Below are 21,936 nucleotides of genomic sequence, written 5' to 3' on the forward strand. Positions count from 1 at the left end.
GCCGACAGCTCGGCCTCCTCGGTCCCGGGCGGAACACCTCTCGGCAGGCCCCTTCGCGCGGATCTGCCGCAACGTTCCTGCACAACGGGTCCCCAAACCGGCGCACCACCCGTTACGGTGTGCCCGAACCTCTGACGTGCGGCCTGATCCGGTGACGGCGCCCGGGGTCCGGCAGAGTCGGGGGGCGACGGGGGTGGGTTCCACGGGGATGGCGTCCACGGCTGACGCGGCGGCCACGGGCGAAAGACGCAGCGCCTCTGATGTCGCCGGCATGATCGTGCTCGCGGCCTGTGCCGCCTGGTCACTGATCACGGCGGCCGCGCACGACGGCCGGCCCGAGGGCATGCTGCTGGCGGTGCTCGCCGTGGCGGCGGGCTACGCCTCGGGGCGCATCCTCGGGGCACTCCTGCCGGTGGCCGCCCTCTGCGCCGGAGCGTTCGCCGGACTCGGTCTCGCGATCGCCACGCCCGGCCCGCAGATCAGCCTGCAGCTCGGCCACACCGGTGCCACGGCCGCCCTGCTGACCCTCTCCTGCGGCGCCGCGTGCTGCGCGGCCTGGGCCGCGCGCCCGCCCGCACTGCGGCTCGCGCTGCGGCTGCTGGCCGCCGGCACCGCGGTCACGGCGGCGCTCCTCGGGTCCACCACCGGATTCGTCACCTGCACCGGGGTTCTCCTGTGTTCGCTCGCCGCCGCCCGTGTGCGACGCCGGGGCCTCGGCCTGACGGGGCTCGCGGCCGCCGCGGCGCTGGTGACCGGGGCGACCTGGGCGATCGGCGAGGACGCGCTGCCGGGCGGACTGACCGAGTCCCTGGAGGGCCAGCTCACCGAGCACCGCATCCTGCTCTGGCACGACGCCCTGCGCATGGCCCGTGCGAATCCCGAGCTGGGGGCCGGACCCGGACGTTTCGGGGAGCTCAGTCCCACGGTCGCCCAGTCACTGCTGCCCGACGGCAAACCGCACTCCGCGCCGCTGCAGCAGGCCGCCGAACAGGGTCTGACCGGCGTGGCCCTGCTCGCGGCGGCGTTCTGCTGGATCCTGTACGCGCTGTTGCGGTCGCCGCGCACCACGCCGATCGCGCTGACGACGGGCGCGGCCCTGACGGCGGTGGCGGCCATCGCGTCGATCGGCAACGCGCTGAGCTTCATGACGGTGACCGCGGGTGCGGGACTGCTCGCCGGGCTCGCGACCGCACGACCACTGACCACGGGGGAACCGGACGACGCCTGGTCACCGGCCCGGCGTTCCGACGGTCACCTGAAGTCGTGAGGGTCACAGGTCACCTCAAGTCGTGAGCGACGCCCACGCCGGTCGTCAGTGCACCACGCCGGTCGTGTCCGGACGCAGACGGCCGCGGATGATCCGTACCGCCGCCTCGGCGTTGTCCACGGTGATCGTGAACGTGTGACCGTCGCCCAGGCGCAGTACCACACCCTCGCCCCGCCGGACGATGACGGCCGTTCCCTGCTCGGGCCGCCAGCGGTACCCCCAGCCGCCCCACTGGCGAGGGTTGACCAGGGGCGCGAAGTCGGCACCGACGACCGTCGAGAGAGGGATGCGGCGCCGCGGCAGCCCTATGTGGCCGCAGCGCACCTCCAGGCAGTCCTCGTCCACCCTCACGGCGACGTGCACGAACGCGAGCGTGCCGAAGAGGATGAGCAGGCCGGCCGCGATGCATCCGACGACGGACATGACCAGCGGCGCCGTACCCGACGTCCAGCCGGAACTGACGGCCAGCTGGATCCCGAGAGCCAGACAGGCCACGCCGCCTATGGCGGGCAGCCACTGAACACGGTTCCTCGCGCGTCCCGTCCAGACGTCCGGATGCGGGGAGGTTTCGCCGTGGGGGTGGTCCCTCATACCCATGAGACTACTCAGGTTCCGTTGCGCGGGCACCGGGTCGCGGAGCGTCACTCGGCCGGGTGGACGAGCGTCCCACCGAGGGCGTCCGGACGGTGACCGACCGTGCCTTAGGGGCGGCGGGTGTCCGCATAAGTTCACCACCGGCCGTCCCGGGCCGGACGTCTTCAGCGGCAGGCAGGGCGTGACGAGGGGGAGGGCTTCGTCGCTCAGCGTGCGGGGCTGACCGCCGAGAGAATGCGGCCTTCCTCATAGGTGAGCGCGGTCGCGGGCAGTACGCCCTCGCGCCCGCCCAGAAGCACCGTGACCGTCGAATCGGCGGGGGCCGCGGGGTCCGGGAGCTGACCGATCCGGCGCAGCGCCTGGGCGGCGACCGCCCCGGCGGAACCGTGCAGGACGAGCGGCGGACGGCCGGGGCGCTGCACGGCCGCGCGGATGCGCTCGGCGACCAACTCGTAATGGGTGCAGCCCAGGACGACGACCCTTGCATCCTCGGGGGTGCGCGCGGCGGCCGCGGCGATCGCGGCGTCGATGGCCGCCTGGTCCGCGTACTCCACGGCGTCCGCGAGTCCGGGACAGGCCACCTCGGTGACCTCCACTCCGCCGGCGAACTCCTCGATCAGCCCCCGCTGGTACGGGCTGCCGGTGGTGGCGGGCGTGGCCCAGATCGCCACGGGTCCGCCGCCCGCGGCGGCCGGCTTGATCGCCGGGACGGTGCCGATGACGGGCACCGCCGGCTCCAGGCGGGCACGCAGGGCGGGCAGGGCACGTACGGAGGCGGTGTTGCAGGCGACGATCAGGGCGTCGGGCCGGTGCAGTGCGGCGGCCTCGGCGACGGCGAGGGCACGCGCGGTGACGTCTTCCGGTGTGCGGGGTCCCCAGGGCATGCTGCCGGGGTCCGAGGAGAGGACGAGATCGGCGTCGGGCCGCAGTCGACGTACCGCGGCGGCAGCAGCGAGCAGTCCGATTCCGGAGTCCATGAGCGCGATCTTCACCCGGTCACCATAGACGATCCGTCTTTACGGGCGACCGCGGTGGGGCAGACTGCGGCAGGTGAGCACCCTGGTGTGGATCGCTGTCGGATCACTGGCCGCGTGGCTGTGGCTGCTGCTCGGCCAGGGCTTCTTCTGGCGTACGGACGTACGGTTGCCCGCCCGCCGCGAGCCGTCGGACTGGCCTTTCGTCTGCGTCGTGGTGCCTGCCCGGGACGAGGCCGCCGTCCTGCCCGAGAGCCTGCCTTCACTTCTCGCCCAGGACTATCCGGGGCGGGCCGAGATCTTCCTCGTCGACGACGGCAGTTCGGACGGTACGGGAGAGCTGGCGCGCGAGCTGGCGCGTCGGCACGGCGGGCTGCCCCTCACCGTCGGCTCACCGGGAGAACCGCCTGCGGGCTGGACGGGCAAGCTGTGGGCGGTACGGCACGGCATCGGCCTCGCCCGCGCGCGGGAGCCCGAATATCTGCTGCTGACCGACGCGGACATCGCACACGCGCCCGACAGTCTGCGCCTGTTGGTGGCGGCGGCGCGCACGGGTGGCTTCGACCTTGTCTCGCTGATGGCGCGGCTGCGGGTGGAGAGCCTGTGGGAGCGGCTCGTCGTGCCGGCGTTCGTCTACTTCTTCGCGCAGCTCTACCCCTTCCGCCGGATCGCCGTGAAGGGCTCACGGACGGCGGCCGCGGCGGGTGGATGCGTCCTGCTGCGCGCGGACACCGCCGAGCGTGCGCGGATCCCGGACGCGATCCGGCATGCCGTCATCGACGACGTGGCGCTCGCCCGTGCCGTCAAGCGGGGCGGTGGCCACATCTGGCTGGGCCTGGCCGAGCGGGTCGACAGCGTGCGTCCGTATCCGCGGCTGCGCGATCTCTGGCGCATGGTCTCGCGCAGCGCGTACGCCCAACTGCGGCACAGCCCGCTGCTGCTCGCCGGAACGGTCGCCGGGCTCGCCGTGGTGTATCTGGTGCCGCCGGTCGCCCTCCTGGTGGGCCTCGCCGCGGGCAACGCGTGGGCGGCGGCGGCCGGAGGGCTCGCCTGGCTGGTGATGACGGCGACGTACACGCCGATGCTCCGCTACTACCGGCAGCCCCTGTCGCTCGCTCCCCTGCTGCCGGTCACCGCGTTCCTCTATCTCCTCATGACCGTCGACTCCGCGGTGCAGCACTACAGGGGGCGCGGCGCGGCCTGGAAAGGCCGCACCTACGCCCGCCCCGACACCGCCCTCGACGAGAACTGAGGGACGGGGCGGCCGGTCATTTCCTGCCGGGCGTCCAGTTCATGCCCCAGCCGTAGGCGTGGTCGACGGTGCGCTGCGGACTCACCCCGCGCGCGGGGATCAGGTACCGGGCCTCGCGCTGGACGACCAGGTCGGCGCCGCTGCTGGTGATGAGAGCGAGCGCGCAGACCGTGGAGGGGACCGTGCACTCGTCGAGCGAGAAGTCGATCGGCGCGCCGTTCAGCGGCTGGAGGGTGACCGTGGCATGCAGGTCGGCGAAGGACCGCGCGCCTTCGTAGATGGTCACGAAGATGAGGATGCGCCGGAAGCTCTGCTTGTGATCGAGGTTGATGGAGAGGTTCTCGCCGCCGGCCACGGCGCCGGTGCGGTCGTCCCCGTCGAGATGTATGTACGGCGGCTGGTGCAGCGCCCCGAAGGCGTTGCCGAGCGCCTGGACGACTCCCTTTCGGCCGTCGGACAGCTCGTACAGCGCGCAGAGGTCGAGGTCGAGGTCGGCGTGCATGGCGACGGCCCGGCCGCGTTTGCTGCCCCACCCCGAGAACTGCTTGCGCACCTCCCAGTTGAGGTTCACGCGCATGGCACCGGCCGTGCCGCCCTGTTTGCTGAGCGAGACGGAGGGAGCCTCCTTGGTGAGCGTCACCTTGGACAGGCGGACCGGCGCCGGAGGGGCCGCGGGCGGCCGCGGAGTCATGGGCGGAGTCATGGGCGGGGCCATCGGCGGCGGCATGGTCACGGGCGGGGCGACCGGCGGCGGCATGGTGACCGGCGGAGCCACGGGGGGCGCTCCCTGCACGAGGGTGACGGGAGACGAGGGCGCGGCCGGGGGCGCCGCACGCTGCGGTTCGTCCACCGTGATCCCGTAGTCGGTGGCCAGCCCTTCGAGACCGCTTCCGTAACCCTGTCCGACGGCACGGAACTTCCAGGCGCCCTGACGTCGGTAGAACTCGCCCAGCACGAAGGCGGTCTCCACGGTCGCGTCGGTGCTGTCGAAGCGGGCGACCTCCGTGCCGTGCTGTGCGTCGAGCACCCGGATGTACAGGCCGGGAACGCGTCCGAAGGAGCCGCCGTCCGCGGAGGCGGCCAGGACCACGGTCTCGACGACGGGTTCCGCGCGCGTGAGATCGACGAGCAGCACGTCGGTCACCTGGCCGCCGTCGTTCCGCTTGCCGTCGTGGCGCACGGCGCCCGAGGAGTGTGCCGGCTGGTTGTAGAAGACGAAGTCCCCGTCCGAACGAACCTTTCCGGCCACCAGCAGAAGGGCGGAGGCATCGACGTCGGGCACCCCCGGTCCTGAACGCCACCCCAATTCCACCCGGAGTCCGGTCGTCGGGACAGGAACATTCGATCCCTTAGGCATTGACATGTACGCCCCCATCACGTGTCTCCGCGCCGGTACGAGTCCCGAACGGACCGCCGGCTCCGCTCTCGCCAAACCTAATCCCCAGGTCCGCCGACTCCCATGGCTCACACCAGAAGATCCTGGTCAACCGCCGGTAACCCGTCCGAAGCTCGGCCTTTACACGATCTCAACCATCTTTGACGTCCTTTTTTGCCGAGTTCGCTCGCATTGGGGATCCCGCGTCACCGCCGACACGGAAAACAACCCTCTTATCGGTCTCCCCAACCAGCACATCGTGGGCTTAACTTATGTGCCATGACCTCCCCCCGCTCCACCTATGGCGGCGGTTACTACTCCGCCTTCCAGGACACCCCGATCTACGACTCCCTCGTCGCTGAGCGGGGTACCCCTCAGATCGCCCCGATCCGGGTCCCTTCCGCCTACGACCCGGGCAGCAACAACCTCCCGGCGCTGCCGTCCGCGCTCCCCGCGCTGCCGGCCGGTCCCTCCTCCTACGGCTACCAGCAGGCCCAGCAGCCCTCGCCGCTGCAGCAGGCCCCCGCGCCGTACATCCCGCAGCAGGCCGGCGCGCCTCGGGGCTATCCCAGCCCCCAGCCGCAGCAGCCGCGCCCAATGGCGGGCACGGGCTACGAGGCGATGCGCCCCGCGGCTCCCCGGCCTGCCCCGGCTCCCTACCAGGACCCGTACAACAATCAGCAGTACCGCGGGTACTGACACCTCCGAACCGGATTGTCGGTGCTTCCTGGCACCATGGCGGTCATGGGGAACGCGGTACTGCACTCGATTCACGTCCATCCGGTCAAGGCATTCCGGGGCCAGTCACTCCGGGAGGCCGAGGTGGAGCCCTGGGGGCTGGCCGGAGACCGACGCTGGGTCCTGATCGACGACGGGGGAAAGGTCGTCACGCAACGCGAGCAGCCGCGTCTGGCGCTGGCCGCCGCCGAGACACTCTCGGGCGGCGGCCTTCGTCTGTCCGCCGAGAACCGCGAGCCGGTGAGTGTTCCCGTGCCCGCGCCGATCGGCACGACGACGGTGGAGATCTTCGGCGACAAGGTGGAAGCGGTCCTCGCCGACCCGGCCGCACACGACTGGTGCAGCGGGTACCTGGGCACCGACGTACGCCTCGTCCACATGGACGATCCGGCCGTCCGCCGGCCCGTCGACCCGGACTTCGCGCTGCCGGACGAGACCGTCAGCTTCGCCGACGGCTATCCGCTGCTCGTCACCACACTCGGATCGCTGGACGCGCTCAACTCCTTGATCGCGCAGGGCGACCACGCCGAGGAGGGCCCGTTGCCGATGAACCGGTTCCGGCCGAACGTCGTCGTCTCCGGCACCGATGCCTGGGCCGAGGACGGCTGGTCGCGGATCGCCATCGGCGAGGTCACCTTCCGCGTCACCAAGATGTGCGGCCGCTGCGTCGTCACCACGACCGACCAGGACAGCGCCCGGCGCGGCAAGGAGCCCCTGCGCACGCTCGCCCGGCACCGTCGCTTCGCCGGCAAGCTGATCTTCGGACAGAACCTGGTGCCCGAGTCCCGCGGCTCGCTGCGGGTCGGCGACCCCGTCACGGTCCTCGCGTAGCCCGCGCGATCACATCCCGCCAGAGACCGGACCCCGGGAACCCCGGCGCCGGGCGGGATCGTTGAGTCGGCGTGAGATGTTCATGAAGGGCCCTGAGGGAGGGTGATGTCGCTCTCTCTTCCCCGGCCTCGCGCGTGAACGGCTCCGCTGCGGGTTATGAGGGACGCGGAAGGGGGTGGGGGTCGGTGGGCGCGATCATCGGTCTCTGGCGCTGGCGGCACAATCCGCTGCGCCGTACGACAGATCTCGTGGAGGCCTGGCTGGCTCTGGCCGCCCTCCTGCTCGTCCTCGTCGCAGCGCCCCTCGTCGGAGCGGCCGTGGGTGCCTCGGTCCAGGACACACTGCAAAACGCCGTGCGGGACCAGCGCAAGGACCGTCACCAGGTGGCGGCCGTCGTCGTCAGGAAGCTGTCCCGGGGCCCGCTGTCGCCCGACCCCGAGACGCCGTCGGGACGGGACGCGCACAGCCGCGTCCTGGCCGACTGGACGGCGCCGGACGGCACCCCGCAGCGCGGCACGGTGGTCGCCGCCCTCAAGTCCCCCCGCCCAGGAGACCATTTGTCGATCTGGACCGACCGGAACGGCCGAATAGTGGGCCGCCCGCTGGACGGTGCCACCGCGACCACGCACGCCGTTCTGGCGGGTTTCGGCGCGGCCGTGCTGTCGGCGGGACTCCTGGAGGGCGGCAGACGGTTGATCCTGTGGCACATGATCCGTCGGCGTTACGCCCGATGGGACCGGGCATGGGACAAGGCGGGTCCCGACTGGGGCAAGGCAGACACCGGCAGCTGACGGCCTTCCCGCTCCGGTCAACCGGGCGTCCCCGCGCACGCTACGGTGGACCGGCCGAACTGTTCGGCACCGTCGTGAGAGGCTGTCCGGCAGGGACCGGGATCCCGACCGACGGGGCATCAGCACGACCTCGCAGGACCCGCGTACGACGAGGTGGGGGCACAACAGCGCCATGGCACAGGGCACGGTCCAGGTGACGCACACCGGAACCTCGCGGTGGCGGCGCCGCACGGGTGAGTACGCATCGCTGGCCGCCGCCCTGGAGGCCGCGGCCGACGGTGACGTGCTGACCGTCGCTCCCGGCACCTACCTGGAGAACCTGGTGGTGGAGCGCGCGGTGACACTGCGCGGCCCCGAGGGTTCCCCCGGCTCCGTGCGCATCGCACCGATCGACGGCGTGGCGTTGACGGTGCGCGCCTCCGCCGTGGTCCAGGACCTGCATGTGGAGGGCCAGGACTCGGCCTCGCCCGCGCTGCTCGTCGAAGAGGGCACACCGGAACTGCTGGACATACGGATCGTCACGCGCTCCGCCGCCGGGATCGAGGTGCGCGGTGGCGCCCGCCCGACCGTGCGCCGTTGCACGGTCGACAACCCCGCGGGCGTCGGTATCGCCGTACTGGACGGCGGCGGTGGTGTGTTCGAGGAGTGCGAGGTCGTCGCGGCCGGCCAGTCGGGGGTCGTGGTCCGCGGGGGCGCGCATCCGCGCCTCGAGCGCTGCCGGGTGCACCACACTTCCGGTGCGGGCCTGTCGGCGACCGGCGAGAACTCGTCGCTGGAAGCCGTGGGTTGCGAGGTGTACGAGGTCAAGGGATCCGGGGTGCAGATCACCGGCCGGGCCACGGCTCATCTCACCGACTGCGATGTGCACCGTACGACCGCGGACGGCGTCACCCTCGACACGGACGCGGTGCTCACACTCGCCGACTGCCGCATCCACGACATCCCGGAGAACGCGGTCGATCTGCGCTCGCGCTCGGTGCTCACACTGACCCGTACGACCGTGCGGCAGTTCGGGCGCAACGGCCTTTCGGTCTGGGACCCGGGCACCCGCGTGGACGCCAACCAGTGCGAGATCTTCGACAGTACGGGCGACTACCCCGCGGTGTGGGTGAGCGACGGCGCGACCGCCGTACTGGAGTCGTGCCGCGTGCACGACGTGCCGGACGCGCTGTTCGTCCTCGACCGGGGTTCGCGCGCGGATGTCGTCGACTGCGACATCTCGCAGGTGCGCAACACCGCCGTGTCGGTGAGCGACGGTGCCACCGCGCAGCTCGACGACTGCCGCATCCGCGACGCCGCGACGGGTGCCTGGTTCCGCGACCACGGCAGCGGCGGCAACCTGTCCGGCTGCATCGTGGACGGCACACAGACCGGCGTGATCGTCACCAAGGGCGCCGATCCGACCATCGAGCGCTGCACGGTCACCTCACCCGCCGAGGCGGGCTTCTATGTCTCGGCGGACGGCCGGGGCAGCTTCCTGAACTGCCGGGTGGTGGACAGCGGGGGCTACGGCTTCCATGTGATCGACGGCTGCCGGGCGACCCTGCGCAAATGCCGCACGGAGCGCTGCGCGCGCGGGGGTTACGAGTTCGCAGACGCGGGCTCGGCGGCCGGCGCGGGTCCCGTCGTCGAGGACTGCGCGAGCGACGAGAGCACCGGACTGCGCACCCCGGCGCACGAGACGGCGGTCGAGACATCGGGTTCGTCCGCGAGTCTGCTGGGGGCCATCCCCGGTCAGCGCAACACCGAGCGGGAACCGCTCGTCACCGGCGTGGAGCCCGCGCAGCCGGCCCGCGGGTCGAAGATCGTCCTCGGTGAACTCGACACACTGGTGGGCCTGGAGAACGTCAAGCGCGAGGTGCGTGCCCTCACCGACATGATCGAAGTGGGCCGCCGCAGGCAGCAGGCGGGCCTCAAGGCGGCGTCCGCCCGCCGTCATCTCGTCTTCACCGGCTCCCCCGGCACCGGCAAGACGACCGTCGCCCGGCTGTACGGCGAGATCCTGGCCTCACTGGGTGTGCTGGAGAAGGGCCATCTGGTCGAGGTGTCCCGGGTGGACCTGGTCGGCGAGCACATCGGGTCGACCGCGATCCGCACCCAGGAGGCGTTCGACCGGGCGCGCGGCGGCGTGCTCTTCATCGACGAGGCGTACGCGCTGTCGCCGGAGGACTCGGGCCGCGACTTCGGGCGCGAGGCGATCGACACGCTGGTGAAGCTGATGGAGGACCACCGGGAGGCGGTGGTGGTGATCGTCGCCGGCTACACCGCCGAGATGGAGCGGTTCCTGTCGGTCAACCCGGGAGTGGCGTCCCGCTTCTCACGGACCATCACCTTCAACGACTACCTCCCCGACGAGCTGCTGCGGATCGTGGAGCAGCAGGCCGAGGAGCACGAGTACCGGCTGGGGCCGGGCGCGGCCGAGGCGCTCCTGAAGTACTTCACGGCGATCCCGAAGGGGCCGGCGTTCGGCAACGGCCGTACGGCCCGTCAGACGTTCGAGGCCATGGTGGAGCGGCACGCGGGCCGGGTCGCCCAGCTGGACGAGCCGAACACGGACGACCTGACCCTGCTCTACTCGGAGGACCTGCCGGAGCTGCCCTGAGCGTCCTCGCGGGGACGCTGGCCCGGCACCTCGGGCAGCAGCCGCGCCAGCAGCAGTTCCCGCTCCTCGGCGAAGACCGGGTCCGCCTGGTAGTCGGAGTGGCCGAGAACCGGCGCGGGCAGCGGCTGCCGCTCGGTGCGGCCGTAGGCGAGCGGGTCCTTCAAGGGCTCGTGGTCGACCTCGGGACCGCAGTCGCCGGGCAGCCGGACGGGTCCGCCGATCGGGTCGGTGCGACGGTACAGATTCCGCCAGCAGGCGACCTCGCGGTGCAGCGAGGCCAGGGCGGCGGGGCCGAAGTGGGCCGGGAACCATCGTCCGTACAGGCGTTCCAGCGGTGAGCCGTAAGTGAGCAGCGCGACCCTCTTGCGTACCGAGGGCTTGAGCTGCCAGGCCGCTGCGGCCGCCAGCACACTGCCCTGGGAGTGCCCGGAGAGCACGAGCCGTCCGCCGGTCGCACGGGTCCAGGCGGCCATGCGCCAGGTGAGGTCGGGCACGGCGCGCTCGGCGTAGCAGGGTGGCGCGAAGGGATGGGCCGCGCGCGGCCAGAAGGTGCCGACGTCCCAGAGGATGCCGATGGTGCGGCGGGCCGCGGGGTCCTTGTAGGCGCGCCGGCCCCAGGTGACGAACAGGACGAAGCCGAGGCCGATCAGCCAGGAGCCGAGTGCCTGCGCTGTCTCGGCCGCGCCGTGGACGAAGCCGCTCGTCCCTCGCGCGGCCTCGCTGGGGGCGTCCCCGGTGGCGAGGGCCCCGGCCAGGGCGCAGGCCCCGAGCAGCAGGGTCACGGACGAGATGACGCCGACCATGAGCGGCGCCCGGTCGGTGAGCGTGGCCATCGCGCGCGTGCTCGCGATACGGCGGGTACGGGCAAAGTCCCCGGCCTCGCCCGGGTAATCGCGTTCGACGGCGATCGTCTCGCGGCGGCGCAGCTGCCAGGTGCGCCGGGCGAGCCAGCCGGTGAGGGCGAGCAGGACGACGAGCAGCGGCGGGATCGCGGAGGCCTGCCAGGTCAGCAGGACGGGAGGGCCGGGGATCGAGTGGCGGGTGCCGTCGAGCCAGTCGGCGACCCGCTGGGACACTCCTCCGGACATCACGCCGCCGAGTGCGCAGGCGAGCATGGCGACGGAGGGCCCGGCGAGACCGCGCATCGCGGTGCGGGTGTCGGGGGTGCTGCCCGCGGTTCGGCGCGAGCCCAGGACCTGGGGGTTCGTGCGGTACAGGGCGCGGGCGACGACCCCGAGCGCGATCACGAGCAGGCCCTGTACGAGGGCGAGGCCGCCGAACGTGGCATCGCCCGGCAGGCGCCCCGTCGAGTGCCAGCGAGGCCGTGACCAGCCGGCGTACACCAGGGTGAGGGCAAGCAGGGCGAGCGAGCCCAGCGGCAGCCCGCGCACGAGCATCCGGTCGCGTCCGTGGTCGATCCGGTTCTCGCTGCGGCCCCGACGGCAGACCACCCACAGCGCAACGGCCCCGCCCACCACGAGTGTTGCGTTCAGGAGCCCGCCCAGCGCCTCCAGTACGGCGGGCCCGCCCCGCGCACGGTCGTAGCGGGCGGCCGAGGAGCCCACGGCCGCGGCCACGGTCAGGAACCCCGCGGCGGTGTGCGCGGCGCGCAGCCGGGCCACCAGGCGGCGCCCGTACCAGAAGCCGGGGCGGCCGAGTCCGGTGCCGTCGGTCTCGTCGTCGTGCTCGGCCGCGCGGGCCATCGGCTGCTGCGACTCGTACGCACTCCAGGTGCGGTGCGACAGGTACCACAGGAGGGTGGTGAGCGCCGCGGGCACCAGGCAGGCCAGGGCGAGGCGGCGGCCCGGCTGGCTCCACCAGCCGGCGTCGGGCCGGTCCGGGGAGAGGAATCCGAGCCAGGAGTGGTTGCGCACGCAGGCACGGGAGCCCGCGCACTGCCAGGCGCCCAGGTCGAGGGCGACCTCGCAGGCGGCGGCGACCAGCAGCACCGTGAGGGTGAGCCCGGCGAGGCGGACGAGCAGTCCGTACAGGCGCACCGCCCGCCCGCGGCCGTGCGCGGCGGGGCGCATCCAGTGCGCGAGGTTGACCACCATGAAGGGCAGTAACAGGAGCCACAGGGCGCGGGAGCCGTTGCCGGACGTGAGGTTGCACCATACGTACGCCTCGCGCACCGGCCCGCCGCGGTGGTCGCCGGGGCGCTCCTCGGCGTCGGTGTCGTCGGCGCGCCGGAAGACGGCCGCCGTCGCGTCGCCGGTGATCCGGACCGTCCGCGGGTCGTTCAGCATCTCCTCCGGCGTGGTGCCGCCGACCCCGTGGACCAGGAGTTCCAGGGTGGTACCGGCCGATTCGGGCCGCTGTACGGGGCTGCCGGGCTCCCCGTTGATGGCATGTTCCCGTGCACGTTCCACTGTTCCGCACTTCCCCCGTGCCCCGCGATTCTCATGTGTCATGTGCGGGCACAAGGGTCTCGCGCTTCGGAGGGTATGCACACCCGAAGTCACGGAATCTCCCCGATACGTGTGAACGTGGCAGAACGGGAGGGGCACGGCGGGCGTGCGGGCAGTGGCGCGACTGGCGGTGTCCCATGCGAGGATGGGTCGTCCTCCAGACCTCGGGCAAGGAGAATGTCCACGTGGGAGCGGGTTCGGGCGGAGTGTCGGGCAGGCAGCGACGAAAGGACCGGAGCGGTCGTGAGTGAGAATCAGAACCTCCTCGCGGAGCAGCGTCGCGCTCTGATCCTCGACGAGGTGCGTCGCCGCGGCGGCGTCCGCGTGAACGAGCTGACGCGAAGACTCGGTGTCTCCGACATGACGGTCCGCCGTGACCTCGACGCGCTGGCCCGTCAGGGTGTCGTCGAGAAGGTGCACGGGGGCGCGGTGCCGGTGGTCGAGGCGAGCACGCACGAACCGGGTTTCGAGGCCAAGTCGGGTCTGGAGCTGACCGCCAAGGAGGACATCGCGCGGACCGCCGCCGAATTGGTCGCGCCGGGCTCGGCGATCGCTCTCTCCGGTGGTACGACGACGTACGCGCTGGCCCATCACCTCGTGGACGTCCCGGATCTGACCGTGGTCACCAACTCGGTACGTGTGGCTGACGTGTTCCACTCGGCGCAGCGCACCTCCGGTCAGCGTCAGGGCGCCGCGACCGTCGTCCTCACCGGTGGGGTCCGCACGCCGTCCGACTCGCTCGTCGGGCCGGTGGCCGATCAGGCCATCGCGGCACTGCACTTCGATGTCCTCTTCCTCGGTGTGCACGGCATATCGGCCGAGGCGGGGCTGTCGACGCCGAACCTCGCGGAGGCGGAGACCAACCGGCGGCTCGTGCAGTCCGCGCGACGCGTCATCGTGGTCGCGGACCACACCAAGTGGGGCACGGTGGGCCTCAGTTCGTTCGCCACGCTGGAGCAGGTCGACACCCTCGTGACTGACGGCGGGATGCCCGCCGGGGTTCGCGCGGAGATCGCGGAGCACCTGCGGCGCCTCGTGGTGGCCGGCGAACCCGAGGACGACGATACAGACATCTGACGGTCCGCCAGCTAGGGTGACGCTGCCCGCGCCGCCGGTCAGGCCGTCGGCCTCGTCCGTGGCGCGGGTGCGCCCAGGCCGTCTCTCGCGGCCGGCCGGAGTCGGTTCCGTGAGGCGGTCGAGCGGGTTCGGCTCCAAGAAGCCGTGGAGCGGGTCCGGTTCCGTGGGCGGTCCAGCGGTTCCGAGTGACGGTCCACCGGGCCGTCACGGGCGTTCCGCACACACTCGGCGACCGGGACCCGGTTCCGGCAAGGGGGTTCGCTCATGGCACGTCGCCTGCGTCCGGTGGGACCCGACTTCGTCCAGACCGCCCCGCTGCGTCTGGTGTTCGCGCGGGAGGTGGCCGCCTCGCCGCAGGCGGTCTTCTCCGCGCTCGCCGAGGACGTCTCCGGCTGGAGCGAGTGGTTCTCGGCGGTGACGCTCGCCCGGCCCACCGCGGACGGCACCGGTCGCGAGGTGCGGCTCCGCGGCGGAACCCGTTTCGAGGAGACCGTACTCGTCGCCCAGGCTCCCGAGGTGTACGCGTACCGGGCGGATGCCACGAACGCGCCGGGGCTCCGCGCCCTGGTCGAGGAGTGGCGGCTGACGCCCACAGGCAAGGGGACGCGGGTGCAGTGGACCTTCGCCGCCGACGGAACGGCCTTCTTCCGGGCGGCACTCACGGTGGGGCGGGGCGGCCTGGGCCGCGCCTTCCGCGGCGCGGTGAGGGCACTGGACCGGCGACTCGCGTCGGCACCCGCCTGAATCGCCCGATCGCCCGCACGCAGATCCGGCGCCTACGGTCCGACAGTCCGATGTCCCGGCCCCGGGAACCGAATTCACGGGCGCCGGGCGCCGGTTGAGGGGTGCCCGACCCCAGGACCGTAGGACCGGCGGGTCGGGCACGACGCGAGACGGGGAGGCCCGAACACCGGCTCACGACGACGCTGGAACAAGCGACGGCCGAGATGCCCGTACAACCGGGCGCGCCGGGGCGGAGGTTGGACGGTGCGGTCCGAAGAGGTTCCCTGACGTCAGGGGTCAGGCCGGCCAGACGCCCGTCTCCAGCAGGGAGTTGATCGCCGTCGTGTACGGCGCGATGTCCAGGCCCTGTTCGGCCAGCCACGCGTCCGAGTAGTACTTGTCGAGATAACGGTCCCCGGGGTCGCACAACAGCGTCACCACGCTCCCCCTGCGTCCCTCGGCCACCATCTCGGCGACGATCTTCAGGGCGCTCCACAGGCCGGTGCCGGTCGAGCCGCCCGCCTTGCGGCCGATGGCCTGTTCCAGGGCGCGTACGGCGGCGACGCTCGCCGCGTCCGGCACCTTCATCATGCGGTCGATGGCCCCGGGCACGAAGCTCGGCTCCATGCGCGGTCGGCCGATGCCCTCGATGCGCGACCCGCGGTCGCAGGTGACGTCCGGATCGCCGGCGGTCCAGCCCTCGAAGAAGCAGGAGTTCTCCGGGTCGGCGACACAGATGCGGGTGTCCGCCTGCATGTAGTGGACGTAGCGGGCGAGGGTCGCCGAGGTACCGCCGGTGCCGGCTGTGGCGACGATCCACGCGGGCTCCGGGAATCGCTCCAACGCCAGCTGGCGGAAGATGGATTCGGCGATGTTGTTGTTCCCGCGCCAGTCCGTGGCTCTTTCCGCGTAGGTGAATTGGTCCATGTAGTGGCCGCCGGTATCGACCGCGAGAGCGGCGGACTCCTCATAGATCTTGCGGGCGTCGTCCACGAAGTGGCACTGCCCGCCGTGGAATTCGATCAGGCGGCATTTCTCGGCACTCGTGGTGCGGGGCATGACCGCGATGAAAGGCACACCGACAAGCCCCGCGAAATAGGCCTCGGACACGGCCGTCGAACCACTGGACGCCTCGATCACCGGGCGGCCGGGCCGAATCCAGCCATTGCACAGGCCGTACAGGAAGAGGGAGCGGGCGAGGCGGTGCTTGAGGCTGCCGGTGGGATGGGTCGACTCGTCCTTCAGGTACAGATCGACGCCCCACTCCTCGGGCAGCGGGAAGCGGAGCAGATGGGTGTCGGCCGAACGGTTGGCATCGGCCTGGACCTTCCGGACGGCTTCTTTGAGCCAGCTCCGGTACTCCGCGTCACTGCGGTTGACGTCGAGGGTCTCGCCCGTCCGGGTCTGCTGGGGAGTACTCACGGGATGGCTCCTAACGCATGGTGCCGACACCGCTTCAACCGGTCGGACGTCTCGATCATAAGCACCTTCCGCACGCTTCTCACCTGCATAAACACACCTTTGGGCAGCCCAAAGGCGCCCCTGGGGGGACGGCGGGAATCCATATCCGGGGGGCGCATCCCGGCCTTTGCTCCTGTGGCCGCCACCACCTCGCCATACGCACTGGTGCTGGACGCCGCCTGCGGGCAGACTGCACCGCACGGGACGATCGTCCCCGACGGGGATGCACACTGGGTCACGACAGGGCACAGCCGGAGCGCACAAGGGGGCGGGGCATCATGGCGGAGCCGGAGTTCACGGCCACGGGCGTGCGGATCGGGAAGAGGCTGCGTTCGCTCACCCGGGCCGGACAGGTCCGGATCAGCGACGGCAGGCTGGAACTGCTCACCAGCTACGGCAGCGAGATCGACAGCGCGCCGGTGCAGGCGGTGCGCGCCTCGAAACCCTGGTTCGCACACGAGGACCGGGCGTTGGCGGACGTCAACGGCACGCGCTACTCGCTCACGCTCGGCGAGCACGATCCGGCACCCGGCAGGCCGGGGCCGCCGTCGGCGCGCCGCTTCATCGAGGCGGTCCGCAGGGCGGCGGGACGCAGCGGCTGAGGTGTGCCGACGCGCCCGGCAAGGGTCTTGAGGCACCGCGAGTTGCGGGACCGTGCCCCCTGAGTCACTCTGATGTCACATCACTCTGGGTTTACCGGCGATAACGCTGCGAACCAGCCCGCCGGCCATCACAGCAGGCGGCCGTTCCACTCAGCCACTCTGCTGGATCCGATCTCCGTCTTCTTCCGGACCTCAATTCGGGGAGTCGCAGCCGTGATCAGCCAGCCAAGCAGGCATTGCACGGTGGAGCTCCAAGCCCTGCCGTCGCGGATCGGCCAGGTCCGCAGAATCGTCTCTGCGCAGTTGCGCTACTGGCATCTGGACCCCTTGATAGACCGGGCCGCACTCGGAGTGACCGAGCTGCTGTCCAACGTTCACCGGCATGCCCAGCCGGACAAACTCTGCACCGTGGAGATCGAGCTGCTGCTCGACCGGCTCACGGTCTCGGTGCACGACCACGACCCCCGTCTTCCCGTCGTGCGGGAAGCCGGCCCCGGCTCCACCTGCGGACGCGGCCTCGCCATGGTCGCGGCGGTGAGCGAGAGCTGGGGTGTGCGTCCCGACGGCGAGTCGGGCAAGGTCGTGTGGTTCACGCTTCCGGCGTCGACACCCGTGGTGGCGGCTTCCCTTCGTTCGCCGTACGAGACAGCGAGCGAGGCCACTCTGAGGCACACCGTCGACGTGCTCAGGCCAGAACATGCTCCCGCCCGGTCCGCCGTTGCCGGCTGACCGGGCGGTGACATCCCCCTCGTACGCCGCTCGTTCGCGGGCGTCGTGCGGCACCGGGGGGCTCACTCCGTGGCGATGGCCCGCAGTACATCCAGGCGTGCCGCCCGCCGTGCCGGACGCAGTCCCGCGAGGGCTCCGGCAGCAAGACCCACCAGCGCCACCACCACGAGCCGCAGCGGTGGGATCGCGAAGGCGAAGGCGCTGTCCGACGCTCCGTCGGAAGCCTCGACGAGCACCCAGCCGAGGAAGGCCCCGAGGGCGAGTCCGCCCGCCGTGCCGAAGGCGGCGACCAGGACCGACTCCCAGCGGACCATGGCACGCAGCTGCGCCCGGGTCTGTCCGACGGCCCGCAGCAGACCGAGTTCCCGCGTGCGCTCGTGGATCGCGAGCGTGAGGGTGTTGGCGATACCGAGCAGGGCGATGAGCACCGCGAGGGCGAGCAGGGCGTAGACCAGGGTCAGCATCATGTCGATGCCGCCCGCCGAGGACTGCGCGTACTCGTCCCGGGTCTGCACCTCGGGATTGCCGTACCGCTCGGCGACCTGCTTCACCGCGGCTTTGCCCTCCGCCGTGCTCACTCCGTCCTTGAAGGAGACGGCGACGAGCGTGTCGGTGTCCTGGGTGCGGTGCGGGGCCCAGGCGGCGCGCGTGATGACGTAGTCGCCCGCGAGTTCCGACTGACCGTAGACGGCTCGGACGGTGAAGTTCACCTTCTGCCCGTCGGTGAAGGCCATCCGGGCCGTGTCGCCGGTCGCCAGGTGCTGTTTGGCGGCCTCCTTGCGCGTGATGGCGATACCGTCGGTGCCGAGGCCGCTCAGCGAGCCCTGTACGTCGCCGAGGTCGAAGACCTTGCCGAGCGTGACCGGGTCGGTGACCGTCAACGCGCGTCCCTTGCCGTTGACTTCGGCAACGCCCTTGCCCAGCCCGACGGCGTACTCGACCGTCGGCTGACCTGCGATGGCCGGGGCCAGTTTCGGGCTGAGTCCGCTGCCGCCCGCGCCGAACGACGGGGTGCTGACGGCGACGTCACCCGCGAAGGAGCGGGAGACCGTCTGGTCCATGGTGGCCTTGAGCGAGGCGCCGAAGACCGTGAACAGCGAGACGACGGCGACGCCGATCATGAGGGCGCCCGCGGTGGCGGCGGTCCGCTTGGGGCTGCGCAGCGCGTTGCGCCGGGCGAGTCCGCCGGTGACCCCGCGCAGCTTGCCGAGCGGCGCCCCGAGGACTCGTACGGCGGTCGTGGAAGCGACCGGACCGAGGACCACGAAGGCGGCGAGGGCCAGCACGGCGCCGAGTCCGGCGAGCCACAGCGACGGAGTCAGCAGGACACCGGTCAGGGTGACGGCCACCGCCACGGCGGCCAGTCCCCCGCCGACCACCGCTCGTCCGCGCGAGGCGCCCGACTCGTCGACCGCCGTCTCCCGCAGCGCGGCGAGCGGCGCGGTGCGTCCCGCCCGTGCGGCGGGCAGCAGGGCGGAGCCGAGACAGACCACGATGCCGACGCCGAGCGGCAGCAGCATGGACAGAGCGCTGATCACCAAGGCGCCCTCGGGGAACGGGAATCCGATGGCCGGGAACAGCGCCTGGAGTCCGGCCGCGATGCCGATGCCGCCGACGAGCCCCACGGCCGAGGCGGTCACGGCGACGACGCTCGCCTCGGCCAGCGTCGACACGGTGACCTGCCGGCGCGAGGCGCCCAGGGCGCGCAACAGCGCGTTCTCACGGGTGCGTTGGGCGACGACGATGGCGAAGGTGTTGTGGATGGAGAAGGTCGCCACGAGGAGCGCGATGCCGGAGAAGACGAGCAACAGCGTGGTGAAGATGGTAAGGAACTGGCTGGAGACCATGTCGGTGTTCTCCTGCGCCGACTCCTGTCCGGTGATGGCCTCGACTCCCTTGGGGAGTACGGGAGTCAGGTCGGAGACGAGCTCGCTCTGACCGATTCCCGGGCCCGCGCGCACGCGGATGCTCGCGGCCTCGCCGGGCTTGGCGGTCAGGTACTTCTCGGCGTCCGCCTGCGTCATCCCGGTGAACGTCACCTGGGCCATGCCGTCCTCGCCGCCGAAGGTCGCGAGGCCAACGATCGTCACCCGGACGGGATCGGGCGTGCGCAGGACCGTCGTGTCGCCGATCTTCAGATGGCCCTTTTTGGCGGTACCTCTGTTGACGACGACCTCGCCGGACTTCGACGGGGCGCGGCCTTGGGCGAGTTGGTACGCGTTGAGCTTGGGGTCGTCGATCCAGTTGCCCGCGAGGGTGGGCGGGCCCTGTCCGCCGATGGGCTTTCCGTCGGAGCCGATGAGCTGGCCGGCGCCCTGGACGTCGGGCGCCGCGGCCGCGACACCGGGGGTCCGCTCGATCGCCCTCACCAGATCGGTGGCGACGGGGCGGCGTACGCCCTGGCTCTCCCCCGGGGTGGTGATGGTGTCGGTGCTGCGGACGACGGCGTCGGTGCCCTTGGTCGCGTTGCCGAACATCGTGTCGAATCCGGCGCGCAGCGTGTCGCCCATGACGAGGGTGCCGGCCAGGAAGGCGACGCCGAGCAGCACCGCGAAGAACGTCCCCGCGAAGCGGCGTTTGTGGCTGCGCAGCGACGAGACGCTGAGGCGCAGTGCGGCGTTCATACCGGTGCCCCCTTGCTGTCGAAGGCCTTCATGCGGTCGAGGACCTTGTCGGCCGTCGGGTTCTCCATCCGGTCCACGAGGCGTCCGTCGGCGAGGAAGACCACCTCGTCGGCGTGCGCGGCGGCGACCGGGTCGTGCGTGACCATGACGACCGTACGGTCCATCTGGCGCACCGCCCGGCCGAGCAGGTTCAGGACCTCCTCGCCGGAGCGGGAGTCGAGGTTGCCGGTGGGTTCGTCGGCGAAGACGACGTCGGGCTGTCCGGCGAACGCCCTTGCCACGGCGACGCGTTGCTGCTGTCCGCCGGACAGCTCGCTGGGCCGGTGGTGGAGCCGGTCGCGCAGACCGACGACGTCGACGAGGGCGTCGGTCCATTCGCGGGAGCCCTTGGTTCCGGCGAGGTCCATGGGCAGGGCGATGTTCTCGGCGACGGTGAGCGTCGGAATCAGGTTGAACGCCTGGAACACGAAGCCGATCCGGTCGCGGCGCAGCAGGGTCAGGCGGCGGTCGTCGAGCGTGCCGAGTTCGGTGTCGCCGATGTACGCGGCGCCCGAGGTGAGGGTGTCCAGGCCGGCCGCGCAGTGCATGAGCGTGGACTTGCCGGAGCCGGAGGGCCCCATGATCGCGGTGAAGCGGCCGGCCGGGAAGCCGACGCTCACCCCGTCCAGGGCCCGCACGGCGGTGTCGCCGCTGCCGTACACCTTCACGGCGTCCGTCACGCGGGCCGCGTCGCTGCGAGCGGTCGTGGCCGTCATGCCGCACCGCCCTTGCCCGTACGACCGAACTGCTCGTCGAGGACGGAGAGGCGGCGCCAGTACTCGTCCTCGTCGATCTCTCCGGAGGCGAAACGGCGGCCGAGCACGGCGATCGGCGAGTCGCCGGCCGGCAGGGAACCGCCGGGGCCGAATCCGCCCGCCGCGCCCCACGGGCCGCGGCGTCCGCGCCAGGCGGTGCGGCGCAGCACGGTCACGACGCCGATCACGACGGCCGCCCAGATCAGCGGGAAGAACAGGATCCACGGGCCGGGGCCGCCGTCCCAGTTCGCCAGGGTCTGCATCTCGAGTCATCTCCTCGGTGGAGTCGCGCGTCTCCGCGGGATCTCTTGGTGATGCTTCGAGACTCGCCCCGGCAGGGGGTCCGAGTCGTCGTACGGCCAGCGGCCGTACGCGTACCTCAGGGGGAGTACGCAGGGCGCCCCGGGCTGCTTCGCGCGGCGGCTCCCCGCAGCCGGCGGAGGCACCTCGACCTCTGTACCTACTAGTATGTACAGTCGATTCATGAGCACTCCGGACCGACTGATCGAGTCCACGCGCGAGCTGCTGTGGGAGCGCGGCTACGTGGGTACCAGCCCCAAGGCGATCCTGGAGCACGCGGGCGCGGGGCAGGGCAGCATGTACCACCACTTCCGGGGCAAGCCCGACCTGGCGCTCGCCGCGATCCGCCGCACCGCCGAGGAGATGCGGGCCACCGCCGCGGGCGTCCTCGGTTCGCCCGGATCGCCGTACGAGCGGATCGAGGCCTATCTGCGACGCGAGCGCGACGTGCTGCGCGGGTGCCCGATCGGGCGGCTCACGATGGACCCCGACGTGATCGCGAGCGACGAACTGCGCGCGCCGGTCGACGAAACGCTGGAATGGCTGCGCGGGCGGCTGGCCGGCATCGTCGAAGAGGGCAAGGAACAGGGGCAGTTCGCGGCCGCGCTGGACGGCGAGGAGATCGCCGCGACGATCCTCGCGACCGTCCAGGGCGGCTATGTCCTGGCGCGCGCCTCCGGTTCACCGGCCGCGTTCGACACGGGAGTCCGGGGGCTGCTCGCCCTGCTGGCACCCGCCCGCTGACCCCGCCCGAGCCGAGGCCCACCGGACCGGCGTCCGGCTTCCCCGCGAAC

General features: G+C 71.8%; 19 protein-coding genes. 11 read left to right on the top strand and 8 right to left on the bottom strand.

What is annotated here, in order from left to right; genetic code table 11:
- The first annotated feature begins 208 nt into the window (after positions 1-208).
- On the top strand, positions 209-1,267 hold the full coding sequence (locus ACZ4N5_RS34190; RefSeq protein ID WP_467760910.1) for an O-antigen ligase family protein: 1,059 nt from the start codon (positions 209-211) through the stop codon (positions 1,265-1,267).
- Positions 1,268-1,312: 45 nt separating this feature from the next.
- Here ACZ4N5_RS34190 and ACZ4N5_RS34195 read toward each other — a convergent pair whose 3' ends face one another.
- Together ACZ4N5_RS34195 and ACZ4N5_RS34200 are read right to left on the bottom strand one after the other, a co-directional pair.
- Positions 1,313-1,858, bottom strand: coding sequence for a hypothetical protein (locus tag ACZ4N5_RS34195; protein WP_467760911.1), 546 nt, complete (start codon positions 1,856-1,858; stop codon positions 1,313-1,315).
- A 209-nt stretch (positions 1,859-2,067) separates the two neighbouring features.
- The gene (locus ACZ4N5_RS34200) at positions 2,068-2,853 is read right to left on the bottom strand and encodes a glutamate racemase (protein WP_467760912.1); all 786 of its coding nucleotides are present in this window, start codon (positions 2,851-2,853) and stop codon (positions 2,068-2,070) included.
- Between the two features lie 58 nt (positions 2,854-2,911).
- Between ACZ4N5_RS34200 and ACZ4N5_RS34205 the strand changes: the two genes are divergently transcribed.
- Positions 2,912-4,087, top strand: coding sequence for a glycosyltransferase (locus ACZ4N5_RS34205; protein WP_467760913.1), 1,176 nt, complete (start codon positions 2,912-2,914; stop codon positions 4,085-4,087).
- 16 nt (positions 4,088-4,103) lie between these two features.
- Here ACZ4N5_RS34205 and ACZ4N5_RS34210 read toward each other — a convergent pair whose 3' ends face one another.
- Complete coding sequence (locus ACZ4N5_RS34210) at positions 4,104-5,450, bottom strand: TerD family protein (RefSeq protein ID WP_467760914.1); 1,347 nt, start codon at positions 5,448-5,450, stop codon at positions 4,104-4,106.
- Between the two features lie 291 nt (positions 5,451-5,741).
- Between ACZ4N5_RS34210 and ACZ4N5_RS34215 the strand changes: the two genes are divergently transcribed.
- The 4 genes from ACZ4N5_RS34215 to ACZ4N5_RS34230 all read left to right on the top strand — a co-directional run bounded on the left by ACZ4N5_RS34215 (position 5,742) and on the right by ACZ4N5_RS34230 (position 10,424).
- Positions 5,742-6,161, top strand: coding sequence for a DUF6643 family protein (locus tag ACZ4N5_RS34215; RefSeq protein WP_467760915.1), 420 nt, complete (start codon positions 5,742-5,744; stop codon positions 6,159-6,161).
- Between the two features lie 45 nt (positions 6,162-6,206).
- Positions 6,207-7,031, top strand: coding sequence for an MOSC domain-containing protein (locus ACZ4N5_RS34220; protein ID WP_467760916.1), 825 nt, complete (start codon positions 6,207-6,209; stop codon positions 7,029-7,031).
- 185 nt (positions 7,032-7,216) lie between these two features.
- Positions 7,217-7,822 (top strand): Rv1733c family protein, encoded by a 606-nt coding sequence (locus tag ACZ4N5_RS34225; protein ID WP_467760917.1) that lies wholly within the window; start codon positions 7,217-7,219, stop codon positions 7,820-7,822.
- Positions 7,823-7,994: 172 nt separating this feature from the next.
- Entirely contained in the window at positions 7,995-10,424 is a 2,430-nt protein-coding gene (locus ACZ4N5_RS34230; protein WP_467760918.1) for a right-handed parallel beta-helix repeat-containing protein, read from the top strand.
- Here the strand turns inward: ACZ4N5_RS34230 and ACZ4N5_RS34235 are convergent.
- Positions 10,394-12,793: a hypothetical protein gene (locus ACZ4N5_RS34235; protein WP_467760919.1), complete on the bottom strand. Its 2,400-nt coding sequence runs from the start codon at positions 12,791-12,793 to the stop codon at positions 10,394-10,396. The two genes, ACZ4N5_RS34230 and ACZ4N5_RS34235, sit on opposite strands and share 31 nt — an antisense overlap.
- Before the next feature lie 282 nt (positions 12,794-13,075).
- Between ACZ4N5_RS34235 and ACZ4N5_RS34240 the strand changes: the two genes are divergently transcribed.
- Together ACZ4N5_RS34240 and ACZ4N5_RS34245 are read left to right on the top strand one after the other, a co-directional pair.
- Entirely contained in the window at positions 13,076-13,909 is an 834-nt protein-coding gene (locus ACZ4N5_RS34240; RefSeq protein WP_467760920.1) for a DeoR/GlpR family DNA-binding transcription regulator, read from the top strand.
- 264 nt (positions 13,910-14,173) lie between these two features.
- Positions 14,174-14,653 carry an SRPBCC family protein gene (locus ACZ4N5_RS34245; RefSeq protein ID WP_467760921.1) on the top strand — a complete coding sequence of 160 codons (480 nt, stop codon included), beginning with the start codon at positions 14,174-14,176 and terminating at the stop codon, positions 14,651-14,653.
- A 276-nt stretch (positions 14,654-14,929) separates the two neighbouring features.
- Here ACZ4N5_RS34245 and ACZ4N5_RS34250 read toward each other — a convergent pair whose 3' ends face one another.
- The gene (locus ACZ4N5_RS34250; protein ID WP_467760922.1) at positions 14,930-16,054 is read right to left on the bottom strand and encodes a PLP-dependent cysteine synthase family protein; all 1,125 of its coding nucleotides are present in this window, start codon (positions 16,052-16,054) and stop codon (positions 14,930-14,932) included.
- Between the two features lie 317 nt (positions 16,055-16,371).
- Between ACZ4N5_RS34250 and ACZ4N5_RS34255 the strand changes: the two genes are divergently transcribed.
- Together ACZ4N5_RS34255 and ACZ4N5_RS34260 are read left to right on the top strand one after the other, a co-directional pair.
- Positions 16,372-16,695, top strand: a complete 324-nt coding sequence (locus tag ACZ4N5_RS34255; protein ID WP_261703200.1) for a hypothetical protein — start codon at positions 16,372-16,374, stop codon at positions 16,693-16,695.
- A 213-nt stretch (positions 16,696-16,908) separates the two neighbouring features.
- Positions 16,909-17,424 carry an ATP-binding protein gene (locus ACZ4N5_RS34260; RefSeq protein ID WP_467760923.1) on the top strand — a complete coding sequence of 172 codons (516 nt, stop codon included), beginning with the start codon at positions 16,909-16,911 and terminating at the stop codon, positions 17,422-17,424.
- Between the two features lie 62 nt (positions 17,425-17,486).
- Here ACZ4N5_RS34260 and ACZ4N5_RS34265 read toward each other — a convergent pair whose 3' ends face one another.
- Genes ACZ4N5_RS34265 through ACZ4N5_RS34275 form a run of 3 tightly spaced genes read right to left on the bottom strand, consistent with a single transcriptional unit; the run spans position 17,487 to position 21,105 of the window.
- Positions 17,487-20,048 carry an ABC transporter permease gene (locus ACZ4N5_RS34265; RefSeq protein WP_467760924.1) on the bottom strand — a complete coding sequence of 854 codons (2,562 nt, stop codon included), beginning with the start codon at positions 20,046-20,048 and terminating at the stop codon, positions 17,487-17,489.
- Positions 20,045-20,803: an ABC transporter ATP-binding protein gene (locus ACZ4N5_RS34270; RefSeq protein WP_467760925.1), complete on the bottom strand. Its 759-nt coding sequence runs from the start codon at positions 20,801-20,803 to the stop codon at positions 20,045-20,047. Before ACZ4N5_RS34270 ends, ACZ4N5_RS34265 begins: the two co-directional genes overlap by 4 nt.
- On the bottom strand, positions 20,800-21,105 hold the full coding sequence (locus ACZ4N5_RS34275) for an SHOCT domain-containing protein (protein ID WP_467760926.1): 306 nt from the start codon (positions 21,103-21,105) through the stop codon (positions 20,800-20,802). The genes ACZ4N5_RS34270 and ACZ4N5_RS34275 overlap by 4 nt, the downstream gene beginning before the upstream one ends.
- A 205-nt stretch (positions 21,106-21,310) precedes the next feature.
- On the opposite strand from ACZ4N5_RS34275, the gene ACZ4N5_RS34280 reads away from it, so the two are divergent.
- Entirely contained in the window at positions 21,311-21,886 is a 576-nt protein-coding gene (locus tag ACZ4N5_RS34280; protein WP_467760927.1) for a TetR/AcrR family transcriptional regulator, read from the top strand.
- Positions 21,887-21,936: the final 50 nt, after the last annotated feature.

It is taken from the genome of Streptomyces sp. NPDC026500 (assembly GCF_055567635.1).